This window comes from Burkholderia sp. Bp9143 (assembly GCF_003853645.1).
Lineage (GTDB): Bacteria > Pseudomonadota > Gammaproteobacteria > Burkholderiales > Burkholderiaceae > Burkholderia.
The window spans coordinates 86,851-112,593 of the sequence record NZ_QTPO01000015.1 but is presented as its reverse complement, the minus strand read 5'-3'; the positions used below and the strand labels follow the sequence as shown (position 1 = coordinate 112,593).

The 25,743-nt window shown below is 69.0% G+C and carries 24 protein-coding genes and 1 riboswitch; of the genes, 16 read left to right on the top strand and 8 right to left on the bottom strand.

All coding sequences use genetic code 11. The features are described from left to right. Positions 1-7: 7 nt before the first annotated feature. Positions 8-1,510, top strand: a complete 1,503-nt coding sequence (gene glpK, locus DIE23_RS13975; protein ID WP_124612653.1) for a glycerol kinase GlpK — start codon at positions 8-10, stop codon at positions 1,508-1,510. Between the two features lie 95 nt (positions 1,511-1,605). Then, complete coding sequence (locus DIE23_RS13970) at positions 1,606-2,322, top strand: MIP/aquaporin family protein (RefSeq protein ID WP_014896123.1); 717 nt, start codon at positions 1,606-1,608, stop codon at positions 2,320-2,322. A gap of 119 nt (positions 2,323-2,441) precedes the next feature. On the opposite strand, the gene DIE23_RS13965 is transcribed toward DIE23_RS13970, so the two are convergent. The 3 genes from DIE23_RS13965 to DIE23_RS13955 are packed head-to-tail and all read right to left on the bottom strand — an operon-like array spanning position 2,442 to position 5,127. Further along, positions 2,442-3,692, bottom strand: coding sequence for an NAD(P)/FAD-dependent oxidoreductase (locus DIE23_RS13965; protein ID WP_124612652.1), 1,251 nt, complete (start codon positions 3,690-3,692; stop codon positions 2,442-2,444). Between the two features lie 4 nt (positions 3,693-3,696). Further along, positions 3,697-4,005, bottom strand: coding sequence for a non-heme iron oxygenase ferredoxin subunit (locus DIE23_RS13960; protein WP_011657860.1), 309 nt, complete (start codon positions 4,003-4,005; stop codon positions 3,697-3,699). Between the two features lie 36 nt (positions 4,006-4,041). Beyond that, a complete protein-coding gene (locus tag DIE23_RS13955; protein ID WP_124612651.1) occupies positions 4,042-5,127 on the bottom strand; it encodes a fatty acid desaturase family protein in 1,086 nt (361 codons plus the stop codon). Positions 5,128-5,302: 175 nt separating this feature from the next. On the opposite strand from DIE23_RS13955, the gene DIE23_RS13950 reads away from it, so the two are divergent. The 6 genes from DIE23_RS13950 (at position 5,303) to DIE23_RS13925 (ending at position 11,554) form a co-directional block, all read left to right on the top strand. Beyond that, entirely contained in the window at positions 5,303-6,367 is a 1,065-nt protein-coding gene (locus DIE23_RS13950; protein ID WP_124612650.1) for a LacI family DNA-binding transcriptional regulator, read from the top strand. Between the two features lie 140 nt (positions 6,368-6,507). Continuing rightward, the gene (locus DIE23_RS13945; RefSeq protein ID WP_124612649.1) at positions 6,508-7,542 is read left to right on the top strand and encodes a xylose isomerase; all 1,035 of its coding nucleotides are present in this window, start codon (positions 6,508-6,510) and stop codon (positions 7,540-7,542) included. A 36-nt stretch (positions 7,543-7,578) separates the two neighbouring features. Next, positions 7,579-8,409, top strand: coding sequence for a TIM barrel protein (locus tag DIE23_RS13940; RefSeq protein WP_124612648.1), 831 nt, complete (start codon positions 7,579-7,581; stop codon positions 8,407-8,409). Between the two features lie 113 nt (positions 8,410-8,522). Next, positions 8,523-9,644, top strand: coding sequence for a porin (locus DIE23_RS13935; protein WP_124612647.1), 1,122 nt, complete (start codon positions 8,523-8,525; stop codon positions 9,642-9,644). Between the two features lie 71 nt (positions 9,645-9,715). Further along, positions 9,716-10,702, top strand: a complete 987-nt coding sequence (iolG, locus tag DIE23_RS13930; protein WP_124612646.1) for an inositol 2-dehydrogenase — start codon at positions 9,716-9,718, stop codon at positions 10,700-10,702. 165 nt (positions 10,703-10,867) lie between these two features. Further along, positions 10,868-11,554, top strand: a complete 687-nt coding sequence (locus tag DIE23_RS13925) for an HAD family phosphatase (RefSeq protein WP_124612645.1) — start codon at positions 10,868-10,870, stop codon at positions 11,552-11,554. A 150-nt stretch (positions 11,555-11,704) separates the two neighbouring features. Here the strand turns inward: DIE23_RS13925 and DIE23_RS39515 are convergent, their stop codons facing one another. From DIE23_RS39515 to DIE23_RS13910, 4 genes are all read right to left on the bottom strand, one after another. Further along, the gene (locus DIE23_RS39515; RefSeq protein WP_185646444.1) at positions 11,705-11,878 is read right to left on the bottom strand and encodes a hypothetical protein; all 174 of its coding nucleotides are present in this window, start codon (positions 11,876-11,878) and stop codon (positions 11,705-11,707) included. 195 nt (positions 11,879-12,073) lie between these two features. After that, a complete protein-coding gene (gene ribB, locus DIE23_RS13920; protein ID WP_124612644.1) occupies positions 12,074-12,784 on the bottom strand; it encodes a 3,4-dihydroxy-2-butanone-4-phosphate synthase in 711 nt (236 codons plus the stop codon). 118 nt (positions 12,785-12,902) lie between these two features. Continuing rightward, positions 12,903-13,051, bottom strand: a riboswitch (FMN riboswitch). Between the two features lie 189 nt (positions 13,052-13,240). After that, positions 13,241-13,924, bottom strand: coding sequence for a helix-turn-helix domain-containing protein (locus DIE23_RS13915; protein ID WP_124612643.1), 684 nt, complete (start codon positions 13,922-13,924; stop codon positions 13,241-13,243). A 200-nt stretch (positions 13,925-14,124) separates the two neighbouring features. Further along, positions 14,125-15,300 carry an MFS transporter gene (locus tag DIE23_RS13910; RefSeq protein ID WP_124612642.1) on the bottom strand — a complete coding sequence of 392 codons (1,176 nt, stop codon included), beginning with the start codon at positions 15,298-15,300 and terminating at the stop codon, positions 14,125-14,127. A gap of 146 nt (positions 15,301-15,446) precedes the next feature. Here DIE23_RS13910 and DIE23_RS13905 point away from each other — a divergent pair, with 146 nt between their 5' ends. From DIE23_RS13905 to lnt, 8 genes are all read left to right on the top strand, one after another. Beyond that, entirely contained in the window at positions 15,447-16,379 is a 933-nt protein-coding gene (locus tag DIE23_RS13905) for a LysR family transcriptional regulator (protein ID WP_124612641.1), read from the top strand. Between the two features lie 273 nt (positions 16,380-16,652). Further along, positions 16,653-18,026, top strand: coding sequence for a tRNA (N6-isopentenyl adenosine(37)-C2)-methylthiotransferase MiaB (gene miaB, locus DIE23_RS13900; protein WP_124612640.1), 1,374 nt, complete (start codon positions 16,653-16,655; stop codon positions 18,024-18,026). A gap of 33 nt (positions 18,027-18,059) precedes the next feature. Then, positions 18,060-19,106: a PhoH family protein gene (locus DIE23_RS13895; protein ID WP_124612639.1), complete on the top strand. Its 1,047-nt coding sequence runs from the start codon at positions 18,060-18,062 to the stop codon at positions 19,104-19,106. Positions 19,107-19,259: 153 nt separating this feature from the next. After that, entirely contained in the window at positions 19,260-20,045 is a 786-nt protein-coding gene (gene ybeY / locus DIE23_RS13890; RefSeq protein WP_124612638.1) for an rRNA maturation RNase YbeY, read from the top strand. A gap of 14 nt (positions 20,046-20,059) precedes the next feature. Further along, positions 20,060-20,692, top strand: a complete 633-nt coding sequence (locus DIE23_RS13885; RefSeq protein WP_124612637.1) for a gamma-glutamylcyclotransferase — start codon at positions 20,060-20,062, stop codon at positions 20,690-20,692. A 65-nt stretch (positions 20,693-20,757) separates the two neighbouring features. After that, positions 20,758-20,907, top strand: coding sequence for a hypothetical protein (locus tag DIE23_RS39510; protein ID WP_185646443.1), 150 nt, complete (start codon positions 20,758-20,760; stop codon positions 20,905-20,907). A gap of 301 nt (positions 20,908-21,208) precedes the next feature. Next, positions 21,209-22,096 (top strand): HlyC/CorC family transporter, encoded by an 888-nt coding sequence (locus DIE23_RS13880; RefSeq protein ID WP_124612636.1) that lies wholly within the window; start codon positions 21,209-21,211, stop codon positions 22,094-22,096. 52 nt (positions 22,097-22,148) lie between these two features. Further along, complete coding sequence (lnt, locus tag DIE23_RS13875; protein ID WP_124612635.1) at positions 22,149-23,840, top strand: apolipoprotein N-acyltransferase; 1,692 nt, start codon at positions 22,149-22,151, stop codon at positions 23,838-23,840. A 140-nt stretch (positions 23,841-23,980) separates the two neighbouring features. Here the strand turns inward: lnt and DIE23_RS13870 are convergent, their stop codons facing one another. Continuing rightward, positions 23,981-25,618, bottom strand: coding sequence for a tetratricopeptide repeat protein (locus DIE23_RS13870; RefSeq protein WP_124612634.1), 1,638 nt, complete (start codon positions 25,616-25,618; stop codon positions 23,981-23,983). Positions 25,619-25,743: the final 125 nt, after the last annotated feature.

Genomic DNA, 25,743 nt, shown 5'->3' with positions numbered 1-25,743 from the left:
GAGAGACATGCAGGACCAGTACATCCTCGCACTTGACCAGGGCACGACGAGCTCCCGCGCCATGCTGTTCGATCGCCAGGGCAACATCGTTTCGATCGCCCAGAAGGAATTCGAACAGATCTACCCGCAACCCGGCTGGGTCGAGCACGACCCGCAGGAAATCTGGTCGACGCAAGCGGGCGTCGCCGCCGAAGCGGTCACGCGCACCGGCCTCAACGGCACGTCGATCGCCGCGATCGGCATCACCAACCAGCGCGAGACGACGATCGTCTGGGATCGCGAGACGGGCCAGCCCGTCTACAACGCGATCGTGTGGCAGGACCGCCGCACCGCCGACTTCTGCGATTCGCTGAAGAAGCAGGGCCTCGAGGCGAAGGTGCGCGCGAAGACCGGCCTGCCGATCGACTCGTACTTCTCCGCGACCAAGATCCGCTGGATCCTCGACAACGTGCCGGGCGCGCGCGACAAGGCGCGCCAGGGCAAGCTCGCGTTCGGCACCGTCGACAGCTGGCTCGTGTGGAACTTCACGAAGCACGAGCTGCACGTGACCGACGTGACGAACGCGTCGCGCACGATGCTGTTCAACATCCACACGCGCGAGTGGGACAGCGAGCTGCTCGAACTGCTCGACATCCCGCGCAGCATGCTGCCGGAAGTGAAGGCGTCGTCGGAAATCTACGGCCACACGAAAACCACGGTGTTCGCGTCGAAGATCCCGCTCGCGGGCATCGCCGGCGACCAGCACGCGGCGCTGTTCGGCCAGATGTGCACGACGTCGGGCATGGTGAAGAACACCTACGGCACCGGCTGCTTCCTGATGATGAACACCGGCGACAAGCCGATCGAGTCGAAGAACAACCTCGTCACGACGATTGCGTGGCAGATCGGCGACGACGTGCAGTACGCGCTCGAAGGCAGCATCTTCATCGCGGGCGCGGTCGTGCAGTGGCTGCGCGACGGCCTCGGCATCATCAAGACGGCCGCCGAGATCGAGGCGCTCGCCGCAAGCGTGCCGCACACCGATGGTGTCTATCTCGTGCCCGCGTTCGCGGGCCTCGGCGCGCCGCACTGGAACGCACGGGCACGCGGTTCGGTGTTCGGCGTCACGCGCGGCACGACGTCCGCGCATCTCGCACGCGCGGCGCTCGACGCGATCGCCTACCAGTCGCTCGACGTGCTGGCCGCGATGGAGGCCGACTCGGGCATCAGCATCGGCGAGCTGCGCGTCGACGGCGGCGCGAGCGCGAACGACCTGCTGATGCAGTTCCAGGCCGACCTGCTCGGCGTCGACGCCGTGCGTCCGCAGATCACCGAGACGACCGCGCTCGGCGCGGCCTACCTCGCGGGCCTCGCGATCGGCTACTGGAAGAACCTCGACGAAGTGCGCAGCCAGTGGCAGCTCGATCGCCGCTTCTCGCCGTCGATGCCGAAGGAGCAGGTCGAGCGCTGCATGGCCGGCTGGCAGCGCGCGGTGCGCGCCGCCAAGGCGTGGGCCGACGACGCGCAGTAACCACTGCGGCAGTAACCACAAGAAATCCGAACGAAATACAACAATACCGGCGGACCGCGCGATGCGCGAGTCCGCCGTCATCTACGAGAGACAACATGTCACCTTATATTGCGGAATTCATCGGCACGGCGATCCTCGTGCTGCTCGGCAACGGCGCGGTCGCCAACGTGCTGCTTGCGAAGACCAAGGGCAAGGGTGCGGACCTGATCGTGATCGTCATGGGCTGGGCGATGGCGGTGTTCGTCGCCGTCTACGTGACCGCGTCGTTCAGCGGCGCGCACCTGAACCCGATCGTCACGATCAGCCTCGCGCTCGCGGGCAAGTTCGCGTGGTCGAAGGTCGGCGGCTACATCCTCGCGCAGATGCTCGGCGGGATGGCAGGCGCCTTGCTCGTGTGGCTCGCGTATCGCCAGCACTTCGCGAAGGAAGTCGACGCGGACCTGAAGCTCGCGGTGTTCTGCACGGCGCCCGCGATCCGCAGCGTCACGCACAACGTGCTGACCGAAGCGATCTGCACGTTCGTGCTGATCCTCGGCGTGCTGTACCTCGCATCGCCGCAGGTCGGCCTCGGCGCGCTCGACGCGCTGCCCGTCGGTCTGCTCGTGCTCGGCATCGGCATCTCGCTCGGCGGCCCGACCGGCTATGCAATGAGCCCGGCGCGCGACCTGTCGCCACGCCTGATGCATGCGCTGCTGCCGATCCCCGGCAAGCGCGACAGCGACTGGCGCTATGCGTGGGTGCCGGTGATCGGCCCGCTGCTCGGCGGCGCCGCGGCGGCCGGGCTGTATCTGCGCCTGCACGCGATGGCCTGATCGCGGTTCCACCCGAACGCGAGCTCGAGAAGCGCGCGGCAGCGGCTGCCGCGCGCTTCTACCCCCCTCCTTCTTCCTCCTGCTTCGCACGGCTGCCGCCGCGCCGCCGCACACCGCAGCTAGCGATCGCCCGCGGCCGACACCAGCGACTTCAGCTTCACGCTCGCATCCGCGACCGCAGCCGGCGCCACGTCGATCCCGCGCTCGACCAGCAGCCGCGCGATGCGCATCTCCTTGACGAATCCCGACGCACGACCGAAGCCACTTGCCGCGACGAGCCGTTCGCCCGCGTCGAAGTGGAAGTGGATTTCCGCGTCGTCGCCGAGCACGCGCGCGACCGTCCGCTCGCCAAGTGCCGGTTCGCCGGCCACCTGCAACTGCGCATCGTATTGATCGGACCAGAACCACGGCAGCTCGCGATACGGTTCGTCGGCGCCGAGCATGTTGCGTGCGGCGACGCGCGCCTGCGTTTCGGCGCCGTGCCAGGTTTCCTGACGCACGAGCCGCCCCCACACCCCGCTCGGGAACACCGCGACATCGCCGGCCGCATAGATGCCGCGCGCCGACGTCTCGAGCCGCGCGTTCACGACGATCCCGCGCTCGACGACGAGGCCCGCGTCACGCGCCAGTTCGTCCGCCGGTTCAATCCCGATGCCGGCGACCACCGTATCGGCGATCAGCGTGTCGCCGTCGTCGAGCACGACGGCCAGCGCGCGGTCCGGCGTGCGCTCGATCGCGACGGGCCGGCGGTTCAGGCCGATCTCGACGCCCCGCTGCACATGCAGTGCATGCACGCGCGCCGCGATCGGCTCCGGCACCGCACGCCCGAGCAGGCGCGGTGCCGCATCGAGCACGGTCACGCGGCAACCGCGCAGCCGCGCCGACGCCGCGACCTCGAGACCGATGAAGCCGCCGCCGATCAGCACGACCCGCGCATCGGGCACGAGCCGCGCGCCGAGCGCCGCCGCGTCGTCGAGCGTGCGCAACGCGAATACGCCGTCGAGTTCCGCACCCGGAATCGCGAGGCGGCGCGCGCGGCCGCCGGTCGCGAGCAGCAGCGCGTCGTAAGCGAATCCGCGGCCGCCCGACACATGCACCTCGCGCGCCACCGGATCGATCCGCTCGACAGTCGCGACGATCGGCTCGATATCGTCCGCGCGCCACGCATCCGGATCGCGCAGCCCGCATTGCGCGGCGCTGCGCTCGCCGGTCAGCACGCCCTTCGACAACGGCGGCCGCTCGTACGGCAGGTGCGCCTCCGCGCCGATCAGCACGATGCGCCCGCGCCAGCCGCCCTCGCGCAGCACCTGCGCCGCACGGCCGCCCGCATGGCCGGCGCCGACGATCGCCATCACCCGGTCGTTCGCCATCGCGTCACACCTCGATCAGGATGCGGCCGTCCTCGACCTTCGCGCGGTAGGTGCGCAGCTTCTCGCAGGCGGGCGCCGACAGCGCCCGGCCGTCGCGCACGTCGAAGCGTCCGTTGTGCTTCGGGCATTCGATCACGTGATCGATCACGAGCCCGTCCGCGAGATGCACGTGCTCGTGCGTGCACAGCCCGTCGCTCGCATAGACGTTCCCGTCGATCCGGTAGATCGCGTACGTGCGGCCGTCGTGGTCGAAGCGGGCGACGTCCTCGTCGTCGATGTCGTCGAGGGCGCCGGTGTCGATCCATTGCGTCATGATGCGTGTCTCCTGGGTTGGAATGTTCGATGCCGGTCAGGCACGCGCCGCGTCGGGCACCGGCCGCACGACGTAATGGGACGGGTCGCGCGTCTGTCGGACGAGGGCCGGCACGATCTCCGCATACGCGGCCAGCGTGCTGCGGTACGGCGGCGGCATGTCGGCCTTCACGGCTTCATGCAGCTTCGGCAGCGCGTGGAACGGCACCATCGGGAACATGTGATGTTCGACGTGGTAGTTCATGTTCCAGTACAGGAAGCGGAACACCGGATTCATCCTCACGGTCCGGCAGTTGCGCCGGTGGTCGAGCACGTTCTCGGGCATGCCCGCGTGCTGCGTCAGGCCGAAGTACAGGTACAGCCACGCGCCGTAGAGGCTCGGCAGCCCGACGTAGAGCAGCGGCAGGATCGTGTGCCAAGCCACCGACGCGCCGATCACGAGGGCATAAACGCTCAGATGAATGCGCGCCTCGCGCACGACCTTCGGCCATTCCGATTCGGGCACGTAGGTACGTTCCTCGTCGTCGAGCCGGCCGGCGAACGCCAGCACCATCATCTTGCGCAGCTCGCTCGCCACATGCTTGAGCGCGACCACGTTCAGCGCGAGCCCGAGCCAGTCGGTCGGCTTCGGCGCGGCGATTTCCGGATCGCGCCCGACGACCAGCGTGTCGGTGTGATGGCGCGCGTGGCTCCAGCGCCATACCGTCGCACGGCGGAACACCTGGAACGACGCGACCTGGTACAGCACGTCGTTCATCCAGCGCGTGCGGAACGCGGTGCCGTGCCCGCACTCGTGCCAGCGCGAGTCGGCCGGGCTGCAGTAAAGCGTGCCGTACACGAAGAACGCGGGAATCGCCCACGCGGAATGCGCCCGCCACGCGAGCCACGCGAGCACGCCGCTCGCGACGATCGCCGCGTACCAGACCAGCGTGTCGCGGATCGCACGCGCGTCGTCGCGCTGCATCAGCTGCTTCATCAGCGGCCGCGGCACCGGGCACCGGTACCACTCGGCATTGACGAGCCCCGCGGCCCGCGCACGTTCGCCGGCGCCGCCGATCATTCGGTATTCCTGACGGCGCGCCGCCGCGGTGCGGTCGTGCGCCTGGTCGTCCGTATGGGCCACTCGTGTCTCCTGGTTTTTCGTTTGCGGGAAGCACGGCAAGCGCTTCGCATGCGTTCAAAATTAGGCGACGGCCGTGGCCCGCTCAATCGAAACGTTGACGAAATTTCGCCATCGCTTTAGCTTTCCGGTCAGCGCCACACCCCGCTGGCGACGACGGATAAACACGGAGACGACCATGGCCGACCCCACCGGTCCGCGCTGGCGCAAGCGCACCGCGCGCTTCGACGAGATCGCGGCGCTCGCCGGGGTCAGCACGACCACCGTCGACCGCGTGCTGAACGAGCGCGGCAGCGTGTCCGCGCAGGCGCGCGAGCGCGTGGTCGCGGCCGCGCGCCAGCTCGGCGTGCCGCGCCAGTTGCCCGACACGCGGCACGGGCTGCTTCACGTCGACGTGCTGCTGCCCGACACCGACGCGCCGTTCTTCCGGCGGCTGCAGCAGGCGGTGCAACGCTCGTTGCAGATGCTCGACCGGCGCGTGGTCGTGCACCGGACCATCCTGCCCGCCGCGGACGACGAGCGCGCCGCCGCGCTGATCGAACGGCCCGCGTACCGGCGCGCGGCGCTGATCGTCACCGCGCGCGACACGGCGCGCGTGCGCGACGCGCTGGCCGGCGCGATCGCGCGCGGCGAGACCGTCGTCACGATGGTCACCGACATCGGCGGCATCGACCGCGTGCACTACGCGGGCATCGACAACTACCGCGCCGGGCGCACGGCCGGCTACTACATCGGCCGCCTCGCGGCGCGCCCCGGCCGCGTGCTGCTGCTGGGCGGGCGCATGGGCTACCGCGCGCATGCCGACCGGATGGCCGGCTGCGTCGACCAGTTGCGGGAAGCATTCGCCGACCTCGGCTGCGACGACGCGCCGATCGAGACGCTCGACCAGGACGACGGCTGCTACCGCGCGGTGACGAACGCGCTGCGCACGTACGACGATATCGTCGGGATCTATAACAGCGGCGCGGGCTCGGCCGGCGTCGAGGCCGCGCTGCGCAAGGCGGGCGCGGCCGGGCGCGTCGTCTGGATCGGCCACGAGATGATCGACCTGCACCGCACCTACATCGAAGCCGGCGCGATGGACATCGCGATCGACCAGGATCCGGACGACCAGGCGATTTCCGCGCTGCAGCATGTGCTGCACGCGTGCGGCATCGTCGAACAGCCGCCGCCGGGCGACCCGGTCGAATTCCGCGTGTTCTGCTCGGCCAACGTGCGCACCAGCGCGTACCTGTCGGCCTGACGCCCGCCGCACATCGCGCGGAGGCGCGTCGCGGAAAAATCGACCGCCTCATTGGCGAATTTTCGTCAACGTTTGTCATGCAGCCCGCTCGGCACGTCCGTACATTTGGCAGCCATCCAGAATCAGAACGGATGGAGACGATGGCTGAAGCGATCCTCATCGGCGTGAACCTCGACGGCGTGCTCGAACACGACGGCCTGCCGCTGCCCACGCCCACCGAGCGGTTCCAGATGATCGCCGGCGCCGGCGTGTTCGACTACCTCGAGAAGAACCCGGTGCGCGGCGAGGACCTGTCTCCGTACTTCGCGCTCGTCGACCGGCATGCGCTGCCGATTCGCGTGATCGGCGGCATCTGGTGCGCCGGCCGCGACGAAGCGCACGTCGCCGAGATCGTCGACGCCGGCGCGCGGTTCGGCAGCACGGTGCTCAACTGCCAGCTGTACGCGCACCACGCGGACGGCCATCCGCTGTCGGACCGCGAAGTCGCCGACTTCTACTTGCGCGCCTACGAACGCGGCGAGCCGGTCGGCTGCCTGCCGAGCCTCGAAGTGCACGTCGACATGTGGAGCGAGGATTTCCTGCGGATCGCCCGCGTCGCGCAATGCGTCGAGCAGGCCGGCGCGCCGTTCAGGATCACGCTCGACCATTCGCACCTGCTGTTCAAGGTCGGCAACCGCGCCGAACTCGATGCATCGGGCCTGCGCGAGCCGGTCGACAGCGTGCGGCACCTGCTCGACCCGTCCTCGTCGTCTGCCGTCTACGCTGACTGGATCGCACGCGGCTGGGTCCGGCACGCGCATGCGCGCAGCGTGATCCCGAACAATCCGGAGAACCGCTGGATGCACCGCGCGGACGGCCGGCCCGGCCGCGGGATCCAGTACCCGTTCGTCGAACCGGCGCCGGGCGCGTATCACGGCGAATGGCGCGCGGCGCCGCTCGACACGTGGAAAACGGCGCTGCGGCGCCTGCTGCAGTGGCAGGTTCATGCGCGGCCGATACGGCTCGAGCAGATCAGCTGCGAGTTCATCCCGTTTCCGGACTACGGCGGCGGCGCGCGCTATTCGATCTTCGACAACAACGTCGCGTGCGCGCAGTGGCTGCGCGACACGTGGCGCTCGCTCGCCGCGGAACCGGCGGATGCGCCGGCCGCCACGCACGCGCGCAGCTTCACCTGATTCGCCCCGCCCCACTCGACACCTGAGGACAGAACGATGACGCAACCAGCATTCCACTTTTCGCTGAACCGGATGAGCGCGCCGCGCCTGCCGCTCGACCGTTATGTCGCGCTGTGCCGGCGGCTCGGCGTCGACACGATCGAGATCCGCAACGATCTCGACGGCGTCGAGATCACCGACGGCACGCCGGCTTCGGCCGTGCGCGCGACGGCCGAAGCCGGCGGCGTCACGATCCTGACGATCAACGCGCTGCAGCGCTTCGAGCAATGGAATGCCGAGCGCGCGGACGAAGCGACCGTGCTCGCCGACTACGCCGCGCAATGCGGTGCGCGCGCACTGGTGCTGTGCCCGACCAACAGCCGCGGCGACACGCGCGACGCCGACGCGCGCCACGCCGATCTCGTGAAGGCGCTGAAGGCGCTCAAGCCGATCCTCGACGCGCGCGGCCTCCTTGGCTTCATCGAGCCGCTCGGCTTCGAGGAATGCTCGCTGCGCCGCAAGTCGGACGCGGTGAAGGGCATCTACGCCGCGGCCGGCGAACAGGTATTCCGGCTCGTGCACGACACGTTCCACCACCACCTGTCGGGCGAGGACATCTTCTTCCCGAACCTGACGGGCCTCGTGCACATCTCGGGCGTCGAGGAAAGCGACCTGCCGGTCGACCGGATGCGCGACGGCCATCGTGTGCTGGTCGGCGGCGCCGACCGGCTCGGCAACGTCCAGCAGCTGCGCGAGCTGCTCGCGCGCGGCTATCGAGGGGCATTCTCGTTCGAGCCGTTCGCGAACGAGATCGCGGAAGCGGATGACATCGAAGACCGGCTGCGCGCCAGCATCGATTACCTCCGCGGCGAGCTCGCGGCTCGCTGAGCGTCGCGGCGGCGCACGCCGCCGCAACCGGCGCGCATCGCGCGATACGACACCCGATGCGACGCAGGCAAGCAGGCAATCCACAACAAAACGACGACAGGTATGGAGACGACATGAATCGAATCGCGTTAGCCACGCTAGGATGCTCAGGAATCCTCTGTTATTCGGGTGCTTTTGCCCAAACGTCGGTCACGCTGTACGGCGTCGCCGACGCGGGCCTCGACTACGTGAGCCAGGTGCAGACCGGCAACGGCACCACCGCGTCGCGGCTGCGCGCGCAAAGCAGCGACTGGGGCGCGAGCCGGTTCGGGCTGCTCGGCCAGGAAGACATCGGCGGCGGCTATCGCGTGATCTTCAACCTCGAATCGGGCATCAACCTGATGTCGGGCACCGCGGGCGACGGCAACAACCGCCTGTTCAGCCGCAAGGCGCTCGTCGGCGTGCGCCACGACCGGATCGGCACGCTGTCGTTCGGCCGCAACCTGTTCATCGCGAACGACCAGTGGGACATGGATCCGCTGTTGCAACAGGCCTATTCCGCGACCGCGCTGGTGCGCAGCCGCAACGTGCCGATCACCAGCAACAACATCGAATACCGGTCGCCGTCATGGAACGGCTTCAGCGTGCACGCGCAGTACGCGCTCGGCAACCAGGCCGGCGGCTTCAATCTCGGCGCGGCGAACGAGTACGGCCGCACCGACGGGATCCAGCTCACGTACCGCAACGACTTCGTGATGCTGCGTGCGCTGTACGACGAACTGCGCGACGCGAACGGCCGGATGAGCAACGTGTTCACGAGCTCGCGCGAAGTCTTCGCCGGCGCGAACCTCTATTGGCGTGCGCTGACGTTGCAGGCCGCATACACACACCTGAACGCGCCCGACACGCCCGCCGGCCTCGCGCGCAATGCCGACCACTACTGGGTCGGCGCGCAGTATCGCGTGACGCCCGCTTTGTCGCTCGGCGGCGCCGCGTACTACGTGCACGTCGGATCGGGCGCGGGCGACGCGACGCACGACCCGTCCGGCCACGCGTCGATGTACGCGCTCGGCGGCGCGTACAGCCTGTCGAAGCGTACGTTGCTCTACGCGACCGTCGCGCACGTGCGCAACGCGAGCGGCTCGAATTTCTCGGTCGCGAACAACAATCCCGGCACGGACAACGACAACCTCGCGAATCCGCTGCCGGGCCGTTCGCAGACCGGCGTGAACATCGGCATCAACCAGTCGTTCTGACGGACGACACGGCGTGCGGCCGTTGCGCGCCGCACGCCGTCGACACACAACGGAGTCAACAGGAGAACACCATGATCGAATTCGCTTTGTTCGGTGCGGGAAGAATCGGGAAGATCCACGCCGCGAATCTGGCGCGCCACCCGGGCGCGAAACTCAAGTACGTGGTCGACCGCCATGCGCCGTCGGCCGACGCGCTCGCGCACGCGCACGGCGCGCAGGTCGTCGACATCGAACGCGCGCTCGGCGACGCGTCCGTGCAGGCCGTCGTGATCGCATCGAGCACCGATACGCACGCGGACCTGATCGTCGCCGCGGCGAATGCGGGCAAGGCCGTGTTCTGCGAGAAGCCGGTCGACCTGACCGTCGCGCGCTCGCGCGAGTGCGCGGAGGTCGTGCGCCGCAGCGGCGTCACCTGCATGATCGGCTTCCAGCGCCGTTTCGATCCGACCTTCGCCGCGTTGAAGGCGCGCGTCGAGCGCGGCGACATCGGCGCCCCGGAAATGCTGGTCGTCACGAGCCGCGACCCCGGCGCGCCACCCGTCGACTACATCCGCAGCTCGGGCGGCATCTTCAAGGACATGCTGATCCACGACTTCGACGTGTTCCGCTGGATTCTCGGCGACGAAGCGCAGACGCTGCACGCGACCGGCAGTTGCCTGACCGACCCGGCCGTGCGCGATGCCGGCGACATCGATTCGACCGCCGTGACGATCCGCACGCGGCGCGGCCTGCTGTGCCAGATCAACACGTCGCGCCGCGCGGCGTACGGCTACGACCAGCGCTTCGAGCTGCTCGGCAGCACCGGGATGCTGCAGGCCGGCAACGTGCGGCCGACCGAAGTGACCGCATGGGCGGCGAACGGCATCGCCACGGACGTGCCCGAGCCGTTCTTCCTCGAGCGCTACCGGCACGCGTACGCGGCCGAGATCGCGCACTTCGTCGATGCGCTGCGCGACGACACGCCGGTCAGGACGACGATCGAAGACGGGCTCGCCGCGCTCGAGCTGGCGGAGGCCGCGATGACGTCGTGGCAGACGGGGCGCGCGGTCGAGATGTGACGCGCGCGGCGCGTCGCCGCCATGCCGCGATACCAGGCCGGATCCGATCCGCCGGATCGGGCCGGTCGCTCAAGCGGGCTCGCCGAAACGTCGCGCGGCGCAACCGCGAAAGCACGTATCATGGCGGGATGATCGGCGTCGCCGACACTCCGCTTCTTCACCACCATGCTCGATCACCTTATCTGCGACTGCGACGGCGTACTCGTCGACAGCGAAGTCATTGCCGACCGCGTGCTGTTCGAAACGCTGTCCGCCACCTTCCCGCACCTCGATTTCGAAGACGCCGCGAAAACCGCCTTCGGCCAGCAGACGTCGCGCTTTCTCGCCGGGCTCGAGGCGCATTTCGGCATCCGGATGCCCGACAACTTCATCGAGACCATCGAGCGCAACATCGAAACCGGTCTCGCGCAATCGCTCGCGCCGATCACCGGTGTGCGCGACGCGCTGCTGAAGGTCGGCCTGCCGGCCGCGGTGGTTTCGAACAGCCGGCTCGTGCGCGTGCGCAGCTCGCTGAAGCGGGCGTCGCTCACCGAAATCTTCGGCGATCGCGTGTTCAGCTCCGAGCAGGTTGCACGACCGAAGCCCTACCCCGACGTGTACCTGCATGCGGCGCACACGCTCGGCGTCGCGCCGGCGCGCTGCATCGTCGTCGAGGACAGCGTATCGGGCCTGAACGCCGCGCGCGCGGCGGGCATGAAGACGATCGCGTTCGTCGGCGCGAGCCACATCCCCGACAACTACGCGGACGCGCTGCGCGCGATGGGCATCACGCGGATCATGCGGAAGATGGATGAACTGCCGGCGCTCGTCGCGGCCGGCCTGCGCGGCGAATTCGGCGACGTGCAGTCCTGATGTGCGATGCCGGTCGGCATGAACCGGCATGTGTGACCGTCAAGCCGTGTCGAATGAAAGGAAGCGAAGGCGAGTACGCTGGACCATGTCGTCGCGTACTCGCCTTCTTTTTATGGCCCCGTCAGTCTTGTTCCGCAGGGCCGTTGACGCTTATCGCAACCATTCCCGCGGAATGGAACCGATTAACTTCCCCGTCTCGACAGGCCGCAGCGAAAGATCCTCGCCACCGAGTTTGGGCCCGTTGAACCCCGGATCGAAATCCCGGTCCGGGATCTGAATGCCGCCAGCAACGCGTGCGTATTCGACTGCGCTGATTTCTCTCATGATTTTTCTGCCTCTGTTGGTCTGTCATCGACACTCGAGCGTGACCGCCGCGAGCTCCAGTGCAAGCACGACAGCACGAACCGGACTGCTGGCCCGCGATGCCGTCAAGCCCGACCAAGTGTAGGCAGGAACCCGCAGGCGAGATATCGCAAAACGTCCAGATTTGAAGGCCGCGCAACCGTTCGTTACCTCCGGCTATGCATCGCTCACGCAGCATTCGCGCGCGGCCGCCAGCGCCTCGCGGAATTCGACGAGTTCCGCGATCGTCAGCATCGGCAACCCGTGCTGCTGCGCGAAACGCTCGACGTCGTCGCCGCGCGTCATTGTGCCGTCCGGATTCATCAGCTCGCACAGCACACCCGCCGGCTTCAGGCCCGCAAGGATCGACAGGTCGACCGTCCCTTCGGTGTGACCGCGGCGCGCCAGCACGCCGCCCGGTTGCGCACGCAACGGAAACACGTGACCGGGGCGCACGATGTCGTACGGCTTCGCATCGTCGGCGATCGCCGCGCGGATCGTCGTCACGCGGTCGGCCGCGGACACGCCGGTATGCACGCCTTCGCGCGCCTCGATCGACACGGTGAACGCGGTGCCGTTGCGGCTCTCGTTGGTCTGAACCATCGGCGACAGCTCGAGCGCGCGGACCTTGTCGTCGGTCAGGCACAGGCACACGATGCCGCTGCACTCGCGGATCAGGAGCGCCATCGTCTCGGGCGTGATGCGCTCGGCGGCGACGATCAGGTCGGCTTCGTTTTCACGATCGTGATCGTCCTGCAACACGACCGCGCGGCCCGCGCGCAACGCGTCGAGCGCGGCGGCGATGCGCGGCGGCACCGGTTCGGAATCCAGCAACGGGAGATCGGCAAAGGCGTCGGCGGGTGCCGACGAAACGGACATGAAGGACATGTGAAACGCTCCTCGCAATGATGATTTGGGCGAAAAACGTTTCAGGGCATTGCAAACAGACAGAACGACAACCCGCTTCGCACGCACGGCAAAGCGGTCCTGACGGACATGACTATCTGCACATCTTCTCTCATCCGGACTATGACCGTCGGCTCTGGCATTCGACCAGATCTGCTGACCCCGCGCGGATGCGCGGGCGCTCGCGGGCTTGCCGGCTTTCGCCAGCCTACCGCCGGTGGGGAATTTCGCCCCGCCCTGAAGACGCACTGATTACCGGCCGGGGTCTACCCCGGGATCGGCGGGCCAAGCATACATCAGCTGCGCGCGCCGCGCAGCGAAACACACCTAAAACCTTACTGACGACCCCGTCTAACGGTATCGTCCGAACGGCCGACACCGGGCCTGCACGCCCATCCCCGATGGAACCGGCGCCGGCCCGGCAACCCACTCGCGCGCTCAGCCGGCGGCGTGCGCGGCGTCGGGCACGAGCCAGCGCGGCGGCACCTCGGGGCTCACCGTCACGCGGAACGCGCGTGCTTCGCTGTCGCCGGGATTGCGCAGGCTGTACGGCTGGTCGGCGTCGAACACGATCGCGTCGCCGGTCGCGAGCAACTGGCGGCGATCGTGCACGCTGACTTCGAGCGTGCCCTCGCTGACGACCAGGTTGACCGTCGTGCCGGGCGCGCGGCGCGCGCCGGCTTCCGTGTGCAGCGGCGCGATCCGCAGCTCGTGGAACTCGGCCGCGGCCGGCTCGCCCTCCGGATACAGCGCGCGCGCCGAAAAGCGGCCGTTCGAGCTGACGACGCGCGCCGCACGCTCGGCCGCCAGGTGCTCGAAGCCGTTCACCGCGTGGCGGCGCAGGAATGCGGCGACCGATACCTTCAGCGCCGCGGCGATCTTGCAGAGCACCTTGATCGACGGCACGCTGCGCGCGGATTCGATCTGCGCGAGCATCGCGCGCGACACGCCGGACAGCCGCGCGAGCGCATCGAGCGACAGCTGCCGCTCGGCGCGCAAGCGCGCGAGGTTCACGCCGACGACCTGCTCGAGGACGTCGAGCGACGCGGACGTCCGCGCGTCAGCGGCATTGCCGGACTCGAAGGAAGACACGTCGCGCACCAGCGCCAGGGGTGAAGACATAGCATGGCCTCCGGGCCGCCGCGCGGCCCTGCGAATGGGGTAAGCCGGAATCGGGTTGCGCCACGAATGGCGCGTATCGAGACGCTATCACCCGGCCCTGACCCGGCAAACGAAGTTATCTTCACACCGTTATCAGCATCGCGGAGGAATGCGTTTCTCGCGAACCTTTTCCTGTCGCCATGACGTCGGCGCACCGCCGATCAATGCACGGCCGGTGCCGCGCCGCGCGCCGGCGCGCGCGCATCGAGCCGCATCGCGAGCCACGTGACGACGAGCGCCGCGAACGTCACCGCGACGGCAACCCACGGTAGCGCGTCGAGCGCGAAGCCGTGCCCCAGCGCGAGGCCGCCGAGCCACGCGCCGCCCGCGTTGCCGACGTTGAACGCGCCGATGTTCAGCGTCGAAGCGAGATGCGGCGCGCTCGCGGCCTTCTCGACGACGCGCGCCTGCAGCGGCGGCACCGTCGCGAACGCGGCGATCCCCCATACGAATACCGTGACCGCCGCCGCGACCGGCAGATGGCTCGTCTTCGCGAACGCGGCCATCACGGCCATCAGCGCGACCAGGATCGCGATCAGCGACGGCATCAGCGCGCGGTCGGCGAGCTTGCCGCCGAGCGTGTTGCCGACCGTCAGCCCCGCGCCGAACAACACGAGGATCAGCGCGACTGCACGCGGCGAATAACCGGTAACGGTCTCGAGGATCGGCGCGATGTACGTGAACACGACGAACACGCCGCCAAAGCCCAGCACGGTCATCAGGAGCGCGAGCCAGACCTGCGGCTCCTTCAGCACGCGCACTTCGTGGCCGAGGCCGACGGGCCCGCTGTCGTGGCGGTTCGGCACCAGCAGCGCGACGCCGCCGAGCGACAGCACGCCGAGCGCGGCGACGATCCAGAACGACGCGCGCCAGCCGAGCAGCTGGCCGACGAACGTGCCGAACGGCACGCCGAGCACATTCGACAGCGTGAGGCCCGTGAACATCAGCGCGATCGCGCTCGCGCGCTTGTCGGCCGGCACGAGCGACGCGGCGACCACCGCGCCGATGCCGAAGAACGAGCCGTGCGCGAACGACGTGACGACGCGCGCGACCATCAGCATCGCGTAGCCGGACGCGGTCGCGCACAGCACGTTGCCGACGATGAAGATCGCCATCAGCAGCAGCAGCGCGGCCTTGCGCGGCATGCGGCTCGTCAGCACCGCGAGCAGCGGCGCGCCGGCCGCGACGCCGAGCGCGTAGCCCGTGACCAGCAGGCCGGCCGACGGCAGCGACACGGCGAGGTCGTGCGCGACTTCGGGCAAGAGGCCCATGATGATGAATTCGGTGGTGCCGATGGCGAAGGCGCTGATCGCGAGCGCCAGTAACGGAATGGGCATGACGTTCTCCGGAAGGCGGCGAACGCGGCGCCCGGTCGGTGCCGCGCCGCACAAAAGGCGGGATGTGCGCGCATTGTCCCGAATACGCCTATCTTTGATAATTGGCGTGGCATTTGAACCATTTTCAAAAGATTCTGGAAAATCCGATGGATCGACTGGGTGACATCCGGCTGTTCGTCGAGGCGGCGGAACTGGGCAGCCTGTCCGCGGCGGGGCGCAAGCTGAACCTCACGCCGGCCGCCGCGAGCGCCCGCCTCGCGAAGCTCGAGGCGGCGGTCGCAACCCGGCTGTTCGATCGTTCGACCCGGCAGTTGCGGCTCACCGACGAAGGCCGGCTCTACCTGAACTGCTGCCGGCAGGCGCTGCAGGCGCTCGACGACGCGCACGCGCTGCTGCAGGCCGGCCGCAACGTCGTCGCCGGCCGGGTGCGGCTGTCGGCGACGTCCGATTTCGGCCGCCGCCGGTTGCTCGACTGGCTCGACGAATTCACCGCGCGCTACCCGGACGTGACATTCTCGCTGACGGCATCCGACTCGACGGTGAACCTGTGGCAGGACGAGATCGACCTCGCGATCCGCTTCGCCGCGCCGCCCGACGGCGCGCTGATCGCCCGCCGGCTTGCCACGGACCGGCGCGTGCCGTGCGCGGCCCCGTCGTTCGTCGAACGCCATGGCATGCCGCGCGATCCCCACGATCTGTCCCGATTTCCCTGTAACGTGATCACGGTGGCGTCGGGCCCGATGAACACGTGGCGCTTTACGCGCGGCGACGACACGCAGACCTGTACGGTGCCGCTCGCCACCGCGTTCGAGACCAACGACGGCGGCCTCGCGCGCGAGTGGGCGCTGCGTGGCCACGGCATCGTGTTGAACTCGATCTGGGATGTCGCCGACGACATACGCGCCGGGCGGCTCAGGATCCTGCTGCCCGACTGGCGGCACCAGGGCGCGCCGCTGCACGCGATCTACCACAGCAAGCGCTACATGGCGCCGCGCGTGCGCGTGCTGCTCGACTTCCTCGCCGAGCGCTTCGCGCGCGAGGAAGCGGCGCTCGACGACCTGCTGAACGCGTGCCACTGACGGTTGCCGCGGCGCCATATCGGGGTCGGAATGCAACGAAGGGCGTCGCGCGGCTGCAACCTGCCGCCCGCCGGGGACGGCGTGTAAAGCTATAATGGAAGGCTTTCCCGACGGCTTTTTACGCGTTCACGCGTTCACGACAGGCTCACCCGACGCGCGCTGCGCGCCCCGGTCCGCCACGCGACACCGGCACGAGCCGCTGCATCGGCAGCAGCCGTCCCGATTCACCCTTGACGACGCCCCCAGGTCAACCACTGCGAACGGCGAATCCCCATGACCAAGAAAGTTTACGTAAAGACCTTCGGCTGCCAGATGAACGAGTACGACTCGGACAAGATGGTGGACGTGCTCAATGCGGCCGAAGGCCTCGAAAAGACCGATACCCCGGAAGACGCGGACATCATCCTGTTCAACACGTGCTCGGTGCGTGAGAAGGCGCAGGAAAAGGTGTTCTCCGACCTCGGCCGCGTGCGCGAGCTGAAGGAAGCGAAGCCGGGCCTGCTGATCGGCGTCGGCGGCTGCGTCGCCAGCCAGGAAGGCGCATCGATCGTGTCGCGCGCCCCGTACGTCGACCTCGTGTTCGGCCCGCAAACCTTGCACCGCCTGCCGCAGATGATCGACGCGCGCCGCGCAAGCGGCCGCGCACAGGTCGACATCACGTTCCCCGAGATCGAGAAGTTCGACCACCTGCCGCCCGCGCGCGTCGAGGGGCCGAGCGCGTTCGTGTCGATCATGGAAGGCTGCTCGAAGTACTGCAGCTACTGCGTCGTGCCGTACACGCGCGGCGATGAAGTGTCGCGCCCGCTCGACGACGTGCTGACCGAAGTGGCCGGCCTCGCCGACCAGGGCGTGCGCGAAGTCACGCTGCTCGGCCAGAACGTGAACGCGTACCGCGGCGCGCTGACGGCCGGGTCGACCGAAATCGCCGATTTCGCGACGCTGATCGAATACGTCGCCGACATCCCCGGCATCGAGCGGATCCGCTACACGACGTCGCACCCGAAGGAATTCACGCAGCGCCTGATCGACACCTACGCGAAGGTGCCGAAGCTCGTGAGCCACCTGCACCTGCCGGTCCAGCACGGCTCCGACCGCGTCCTGATGGCGATGAAGCGCGGCTACACGGTGCTCGAATACAAGTCGGTGATCCGCAAGCTGCGCGCGATCCGCCCGGACCTGTCGCTGTCGACCGACATGATCGTCGGCTTCCCCGGCGAGACCGAGGACGATTTCGACAAGATGATGGCGCTCGTGCACGAGATGAGCTACGACACCAGCTTCTCGTTCATCTACAGCCCGCGCCCCGGCACGCCGGCCGCGAACCTGCACGACGACACGCCGCGCGAGGTCAAGCTCAAACGCCTGCAACATCTGCAGGCGACCATCGAGGAAAACGTCGCGCGCATCAGCCAGTCGATGGTCGGGAAGGTCGAGCGGATCCTCGTCGAGGGTCCGTCGCGCAAGGACCCGAACGAACTGTCGGGCCGCACCGAGAACAACCGGGTCGTGAACTTCCCGGCACCGCTCGCGTCGCACCCGCGCCTGATCGGCCAGATGATCGACGTGAAGATCAACCATGCGTACCCGCACTCGCTGCGCGGCGAGCTCCTGCTCGTGAGCGACGACGCGAGCGCGGCCACCCACTGACCGACTGACGTTCAACAGGAGCCCGACGCTACTTTGAAGACCGTCCAAGCACTGGAATTCACCGCGCCGCGCGACGACAACGCGCGCCTCGCCAACCTCTGCGGCCCGCTCGACGAGAACCTGCGGCAGATCGAACAGGCGCTCGACGTCACGCTCGCGCGGCGCGGCCACCGGATCACGATCCGCGGGCGCGGCGCGAAGCTCGCGCTCGCGGCGCTCGAGAACTTCTACAACCGTGCGCGCGATCCGCTGTCGGTCGACGATATCCAGCTCGCGCTGGTCGAAGTGCGCCACACCTCGGGCAACGGCCGCCAGGACACGCTCGACGTGCGCTTTCGCGGCGACCCCGACCACCCGTTCGACGAGCCCGTCGTGCAGCTCGACGCGGAACTGCCGGACGAAGAGCCCGCGCCGAAGCTCTATACGCGGCGCGCCGACCTGCGCGGCCGCACGCCCGCGCAGCGCGAATACCTGAAGCAAATCCTGCAGCACGACGTGACGTTCGGCATCGGGCCGGCCGGCACCGGCAAGACCTACCTCGCGGTCGCGTGCGCGGTCGACGCGCTCGAGCGCGACCAGGTCAAGCGGATCGTGCTGACGCGCCCGGCCGTCGAGGCCGGCGAACGGCTCGGCTTCCTGCCGGGCGATCTCGCGCAGAAGGTCGACCCGTACCTGCGGCCGCTGTACGACGCGCTGTACGACCTGCTCGGCTTCGACAAGACCGCGAAGATGTTCGAGCGCCAGATGATCGAGATCGCGCCGCTCGCGTACATGCGCGGCCGCACGCTGAACCACGCGTTCATCATCCTCGACGAGGCGCAGAACACGACGCCCGAGCAGATGAAGATGTTCCTCACGCGGATCGGCTTCGGCTCGAAGGCCGTCGTCACCGGCGACACGAGCCAGGTCGACTTGCCGCGCGGTCACAAGAGCGGCCTCGTCGAGGCGCAGCAGGTGCTCGGCGGCGTGCGCGGCATCGCGCTCACGCGCTTCACGAGCGCGGACGTCGTGCGGCATCCGCTCGTCGCGCGCATCGTCGAGGCGTACGACGACTTCCACGCGCAGCACAAGGACGCGTAACAAGCCGGCGGCGCCCGCGCGCCGCACCGGCCGACGGCCCGGCCCGCCCGACGGCGCGCCGGGCCTTTTTTCGCCCGCCCGCGGCCGGTTCGAATTCGGGAACGATCGGCCGTTTGGTGTATCCTCAACGCGATTCCAATCGCCGCACCCGTCATGAAATCTTCCCGTTCTCGCAAGTCCGGCCGCGACCAGTCCGCCGCGTCCGATTTCCCCCGCCTTTCGCTGTTCGATGCGAAGGGCAAGGCCCGGATCGTCAACGCGCAAGGGCTTCGAATCGACTTCCCGGACGGCCGCAGCCTGATGTTCGACCTGTCGGGCAGCTCGGGCGAGGCAGCCGTCGCGATCGTCGCGCAGCACAACGATCCGGCGATGCGCGCGAAGCTCGCGCTGCAGCCGGAGCACTACGACAGCGTGACGCTCCACGTGGGTGCCGAACCCGCGCCGCGCGACGAGGAAATCGCGGAAATGGCGGACGAGCTGCGCGAGCTGGAGCTCGACCTGTCCGTGCAGTACGGCGACGAAATCACCGGCGACATCCGCAAGGCGCTTCCCAAGCGCAAGCTGATCGCCGAATGGATCGAGCCGGCGCTGTTCGCGAACGCGCAGCTCACCGTGCGTTTCGTCGGCGAGGAAGAAGGCCGCACGCTGAACGCCGGCTACCGCCACAAGGACTACCCGACCAACGTGCTGACCTTCGCGTACGACCCGGCGCCCGACGGCACCGTGATCGGCGACCTCGTGCTGTGCTGCCCGGTCGTCGAGAAGGAAGCGCACGAACAGGGCAAGCCGCTCGCGGCTCACTACGCGCACCTGCTGGTGCACGGCGCGCTGCACGCGCAGGGCTACGATCACGAGACGAGCGACGAGGACGCCGCCGAAATGGAAGCGCTCGAAGTCGACATCCTCGCGAAGCTGGGCTTCCCGAACCCGTACCGGTAAGCGCCGTCCGCACCATGCACCAAGCCGCGATGCTGCCGCCCGCCTACCCGCCGTCGATCGGCGAGGGACGGCTGCTGACGGAAGACGAGCTCGCGGCGTCGCTCGCGCACACGATGCGCGACTGGGACGGCCGGCAGGATCTCTGGCTGTTCGGCTATGGCTCGCTGATCTGGAACCCCGGGCTGCCGACCGTCGCCGCCGTGCGCGGCAAGGTGCACGGCTACCATCGCGGGCTCTACCTGTGGTCGCGCGTGAACCGCGGCACGCCCGAACGTCCGGGCCTCGTGCTCGCGCTCGATCGCGGCGGCTCGTGCTCGGGCATCGCATTCCGGCTCGCGGGCCCGACCGCGCAGCCGCACCTCGAGACGTTGTGGAAACGCGAGATGCCGATGGGCTCGTACCGGCCCGCGTGGCTGCCGTGCTCGCTCGAGACCGGCGAACGCGTGAACGCGCTGGCATTCGTGATGCGCCGCGACGTGCCCACCTACACCGGCAAGCTGACCGACCCCGTCGTCAAGGAAGTGTTCAGCTGCGCGGCCGGCCGCTACGGCACGACGCTCGACTACGTGAGCCGCACCGTGGACGCGCTGCGCGCGAGCGGCATCCCCGATCGCGCGCTGGAAGGGCTGCTCGCGCGATGCCGGTGATGCCCCCGGCCGGCTTGCACCAGCCCGTCCGCCGCACCCGTGCATTCCAAGGAGAATCCGCGCCCATGAACCCGTCACGCAGATCGCGCACCATGCTGGCCGCACTGCTCGTCGCCGCGAGCGTCGCGCTGTCCGGCTGCGGCATGTTCGGCTGCGGCGGCGCCGCGACCAACGGCGCGGCCGGCGGCGGCTGTTCCGCCGGCATGCGCTTCTGAATTTCCGGGCTTCCGGGCGCCCAACCGGCGCGGCCTGTACGCGACGAAATGCCGCTGGCAGGCGACCGGCCGGCCGGTCGCCGTTCCGCCCCGTTTTTGCCGCCGCTGCCCCGCCGCCCCTTTCTGAGATAGGATGGATACGAAGGACGGCGCCGCGCCCGGCGCGGCCGTTCCCGAGCGGGGCTCGCACGCGCCGCCTGCCCCCGGCCGGACGGCCGGTGTGACACGGCCGCGCCATGCCCTTGGTGTATCCTTGCCTACTCCGTGACCGCGCGCCCCGGCATGACCCGGGCGCACCACCATGAACGATTCGTATCCCAGTCGTAAGCTCACCGACAAACCGCAAGAAAAGCGCTCGCTCCTCGAGCGCCTGACCGACTTCATTTCGCCCGAGCCGGAATCCCGGACCGAGCTGCTGGAAATCCTCCAGGACGCCCACGAACGCAACCTGATCGACGCCGACTCGCTGTCGATGATCGAAGGCGTGTTCCAGGTGTCCGACCTGTGCGCCCGCGACATCATGGTGCCGCGCGCGCAGATGGACGCGATCAACATCGCCGACAAGCCTGAAGACTTCATCCCGTTCGTCCTCGAGAAGGCGCACTCGCGCTACCCCGTGTACGAGGAGAACCGCGACAACGTGATCGGCGTGCTGCTCGCGAAAGACCTGCTGCGCTTCTATGCCGAAGAGGAATTCGACGTGCGCGGGATGCTGCGCCCCGCCGTGTTCATTCCCGAATCGAAGCGCCTGAACGTGCTGCTGCACGACTTCCGCGTGAACCGCAACCACCTTGCGATCGTCGTGGACGAATACGGCGGCGTCGCGGGCCTGATCACGATCGAGGACGTGCTCGAACAGATCGTCGGCGACATCGAGGACGAATACGACTTCGACGAGGAAGCCGGCAACATCATCTCGGGGCCGGACGGCCGCTTCCGCGTGCGCGCGCTCACCGAGATCGAACAATTCAACGAAGCGTTCGGCACCGACTTCCCCGACGACGAGGTCGACACGATCGGCGGGCTGATCACCCATCATTTCGGCCGCGTGCCGCACCGCGGCGAGAAACTGCAGCTCGGCAACCTCGTGTTCGAGATCCAGCGCGGCGATGCGCGCCAGGTCCACGTGCTGCTGGTGCGCCGCAACCCGCTCGCGAGCCGCCGCGCCGAAACCTCGCACGAGGACTGACCGTCTCGCGCCGGCCGCGTCTCCTTCAACCGCTCGCCCCCTTTCGCTTCACATGGACGATCCGATCCCGTCCCGCCCGGCTGGCGGTCTTCTCGCGCCGGCGCCCGGCCGCACGCTGCCGCGCTGGCACTATCCGGCCGCGCTGCTCGCCGGCGCGGCCAATACGCTCAGCTTCGCACCGACCCCGCACGGCGGCTGGCTGCAGCTCGTCGTATTCGTCTGGTTTTTCGCGCAGCTGACGCGCACGTCGAGTTGGCGCGGCGCCGCGCTCACCGGCGGCGCGTTCGGCTTCGGCAACTTCATCAGCGGCATCTGGTGGCTCTATATCAGCATGCACGTGTACGGCGAGATGGCCGCGCCGCTCGCGGGCGGCGCGCTGGTGCTGTTCTCGCTGTACCTGTCGCTGTACCCGGCGTTCTCGGCGGGGCTCTGGTCGTTCTGCGCGGGCCATGCGTGGCATCGCCGCACACCCGATCCGCGGCCGTTCTCGCCGACCTGGCACGGCGCGTTCGCGTTCGCGAGCGCATGGGCGCTCGGCGAATGGCTGCGCGGCACCGTGTTCACCGGCTTTCCGTGGCTCGCGAGCGGCTATCCGCAGGTCGACGGCCCGTTCGCGGGCTTCGCGCCGGTCGTCGGCGTGTACGGGATCGCCTGGGTGCTCGCGCTGTTCGCCGCGCTGGTCGTGCAGGCACTCGTCGCCGCGCGCCGGTCGCCCGCCGATGAGCGCCGTGCCGCCGGCAATGCCCGCGTTCGCATCGTCGCGCCGGCCGGCATCGCCGTCGCGCTCGTCGCGGCCGGCATCGGGCTGTCGCAGGCCACGTGGACCGTGCCCGCGAACGCGCCGCTTACGGTGCGGCTGCTGCAGGGCAACGTGAAGCAGGACATCAAGTTCGAGCAGGAAGGCATCGACGCGGCGATCAAGATGTACACGCAGATGATCGTCGAGAAGCCTGCCGACCTGATCGTCACGCCGGAGACCGCGATCGCGGTGATGATCCAGGAACTGCCCGAACCGTTCGCCGTCGCGATCCGCAAGTTCAGCGACACGACGGGTTCGGCCGTGCTGTTCGGCGCGGTCGGCGCATCGGTGACGCCGGACGGCCATTACGTCGACTACACGAACAGCCTGTACGGCGTGACACCGCATTCGCGCGACATCTATCACTACGACAAGCACCATCTCGTGCCCTTCGGCGAATTCATCCCGTGGGGCTTCCGGTGGTTCGTCGACCTGATGAAGATGCCGCTCGGCGACTTCGCGCGCGGCGCGCCGGTGCAGAAGCCGTTCCTCGTGCACAACCAGCCGGTGATGGCCGACATCTGCTACGAGGACTTGTTCGGCGAGGAAATCGCCGCGACGATCCGCGACAACCCGCAGCCGCCCGGCGTGCTCGTCAACGTGACGAACCTCGCGTGGTTCGGCGACACGATCGCGCTCAACCAGCACCTGCAGATCGCACGGATGCGCGCGCTCGAAACGGGCCGGCCGATGCTGCGCTCGACCAACACCGGGATGACGGCCGCGATCGACGCGCACGGCCGCGTGCTCGGCCAGCTGAAGCCATTCACGATCGGCTCGCTCGACGTGCGGATCGAAGGTACGAGCGGCTTCACGCCGTATGTGACGAGCGGCAACAACATCGTGCTCGCGGTGTCGCTGGTGCTGCTCGCGTTCGGCTTCACGTTCGGGCCGGGGCTGCGCCGCCGCAACGGCGCGAAAGCCGGCGACGACCGGAACGCTTGACGCATCGGGCGGCCGTCGCGCGCGGCGCGGCGGCCGCGGATCCGGCACGCGGACCTCCCCGCATGCCGGCGTTCACCGCACGATGCTTCGTCCGCGCGACACACCCGCGTGCATGAAGCAACGCCGCGCTGGTCAGCCGCTCAGGCCGACCGCTTCGCGTCCGCGGCCAGGCCGCGCAGATCCCGCCCCAGTGCGTCCATCACCGGCGCCCATGCGCCGAACGTCGGCTGCCGATACAGCGTGGCGGTCGGATACCACGGGCTGTCGGTGCGTTCGAGCAACCACGGCCAGTGCGGATTCACGTCGAGCAGCACCCAGGTGCGTGCGCCGAGCGCGCCCGACAGGTGCGCGACCGACGTGCACACCGTGATCACCAGATCGAGCGCGCCGATGAACGCGGCCGTATCGTCGAAACGCTTCAGTTCGGCGGTGAAGTCTTCGATCGCGAAACCGGCCGCGCGCGCCGCGGCGACATCCGCGTCCGCGCCCGGCTGCAGCGAGTAAAACGCGACGCCGTCGATGCCGCGAAACGCCTCGGCGTAGCGCTCGAGCCCGACGCGCCGGAACGGATTGCGCTGGTGCCCCGCGCTGCCCGTCCACACGAGCCCGACCTTCAGCCGGCCGTCGCCCGCGAGCCGCGCACGCCATGCGTCGCACGCTTGGCGGTCGGCATGCAGGTACGGCACCGACGCGCCGAGCGTCGACGTCTCCATCCCGAGCATCAACGGCAGGCCGATCAGCGGCACTTCGTAGTCGAACGCAGGCAGTTCGTCGACGCCGCCGCCCGCGCTGAACGCGTCCGCGTGTGCGCCGAGGCTGCGCTGCATCAGCGTGCCCACCTGCGGAAACGTATTCCACGCGAGCCGGCCGCCCTCGCGGTGCACGCGCTCGGCGAGCGGCGCGACGAAGCGCGTGAACTGCAGCACGTCGCCGAGCCCCTGCTCGCCCCAGACGAGCAACGTCTTGCCCGCGAGCGGCTCGCCCTGCCAGCGCGGGCCGGGCAGCACCGGCCGGCGGCCGCGCAACTCGCCGGCGCCGTCCCAGCGCGCCTCGTGGCCGCGCCAGCCGGCCGCGTAGTTGCCGCGCACGAGCTGGATGATCGCGAGGTTGAAACGGAACGACGCGTCGTCGGGCGCCAGTTCGCATGCGCGCGCCGCGTAGCGCTCGGCATCGTCCCAGCGCTGCGCCTCCTTCATCGCCATCGCGATGTTGTTCAGCGCGAGCGCATTGTCGGGCGCGATCTCCGCGAGCCGCGCAGCACACGCGAGCGCGCCGTCGAGGTCCTGCGTCGCGAGCCGCGCGACGACCAGGTTGATCCAAGCCTGCACGTCGTGCGGGTCGGCCTCCACGGCCGCGCCGAGCAGCGCGATTTCCTCGTTGCGGTCGCCGCCCGACAGCCGCAGCGCGATCGCCAGGTTGTTGCGCAGCGAAGGCCAGCCCGGATCGAGCGCATAGGCGGCGCGGTACGGCGCGATGGCGTCCGCGTGACGGCCGAGCATCTGCAGCGCGTAGCCATGATTGAAACGGGCACCGGCGCCCGGATGCACGCGCAGCGCGCATTCGGCCAGCGCGAGCGCGTCTGCCGTGCGCTGCCGTGCGACGAGCGCCGCCGTGAGCTGCGTGAGCGCGGCCATGTCGACCGCGTGCAGATGCCCGGCGGCGGCGAGCCAGAGCGCATGCGCGTCGCGCTCGCCGCGCGCGTGCGCGTCGGCGGCCTGCCCGAGCATCGCAAGCAGCGGCGGCATCAGTGGAATGAGGAGGTCGTTCGAATCGTCCATGCGGTCCGGAGTCGGCAATCGGTCGCGCGGCAGGCGTCGCGCGCGCCGCAATACGCGCATCTTAACGCCCGCGCAACGCGGCGCGGCACGCGCATCGCGACGTCGCATGCACAAGCGCACCGCGC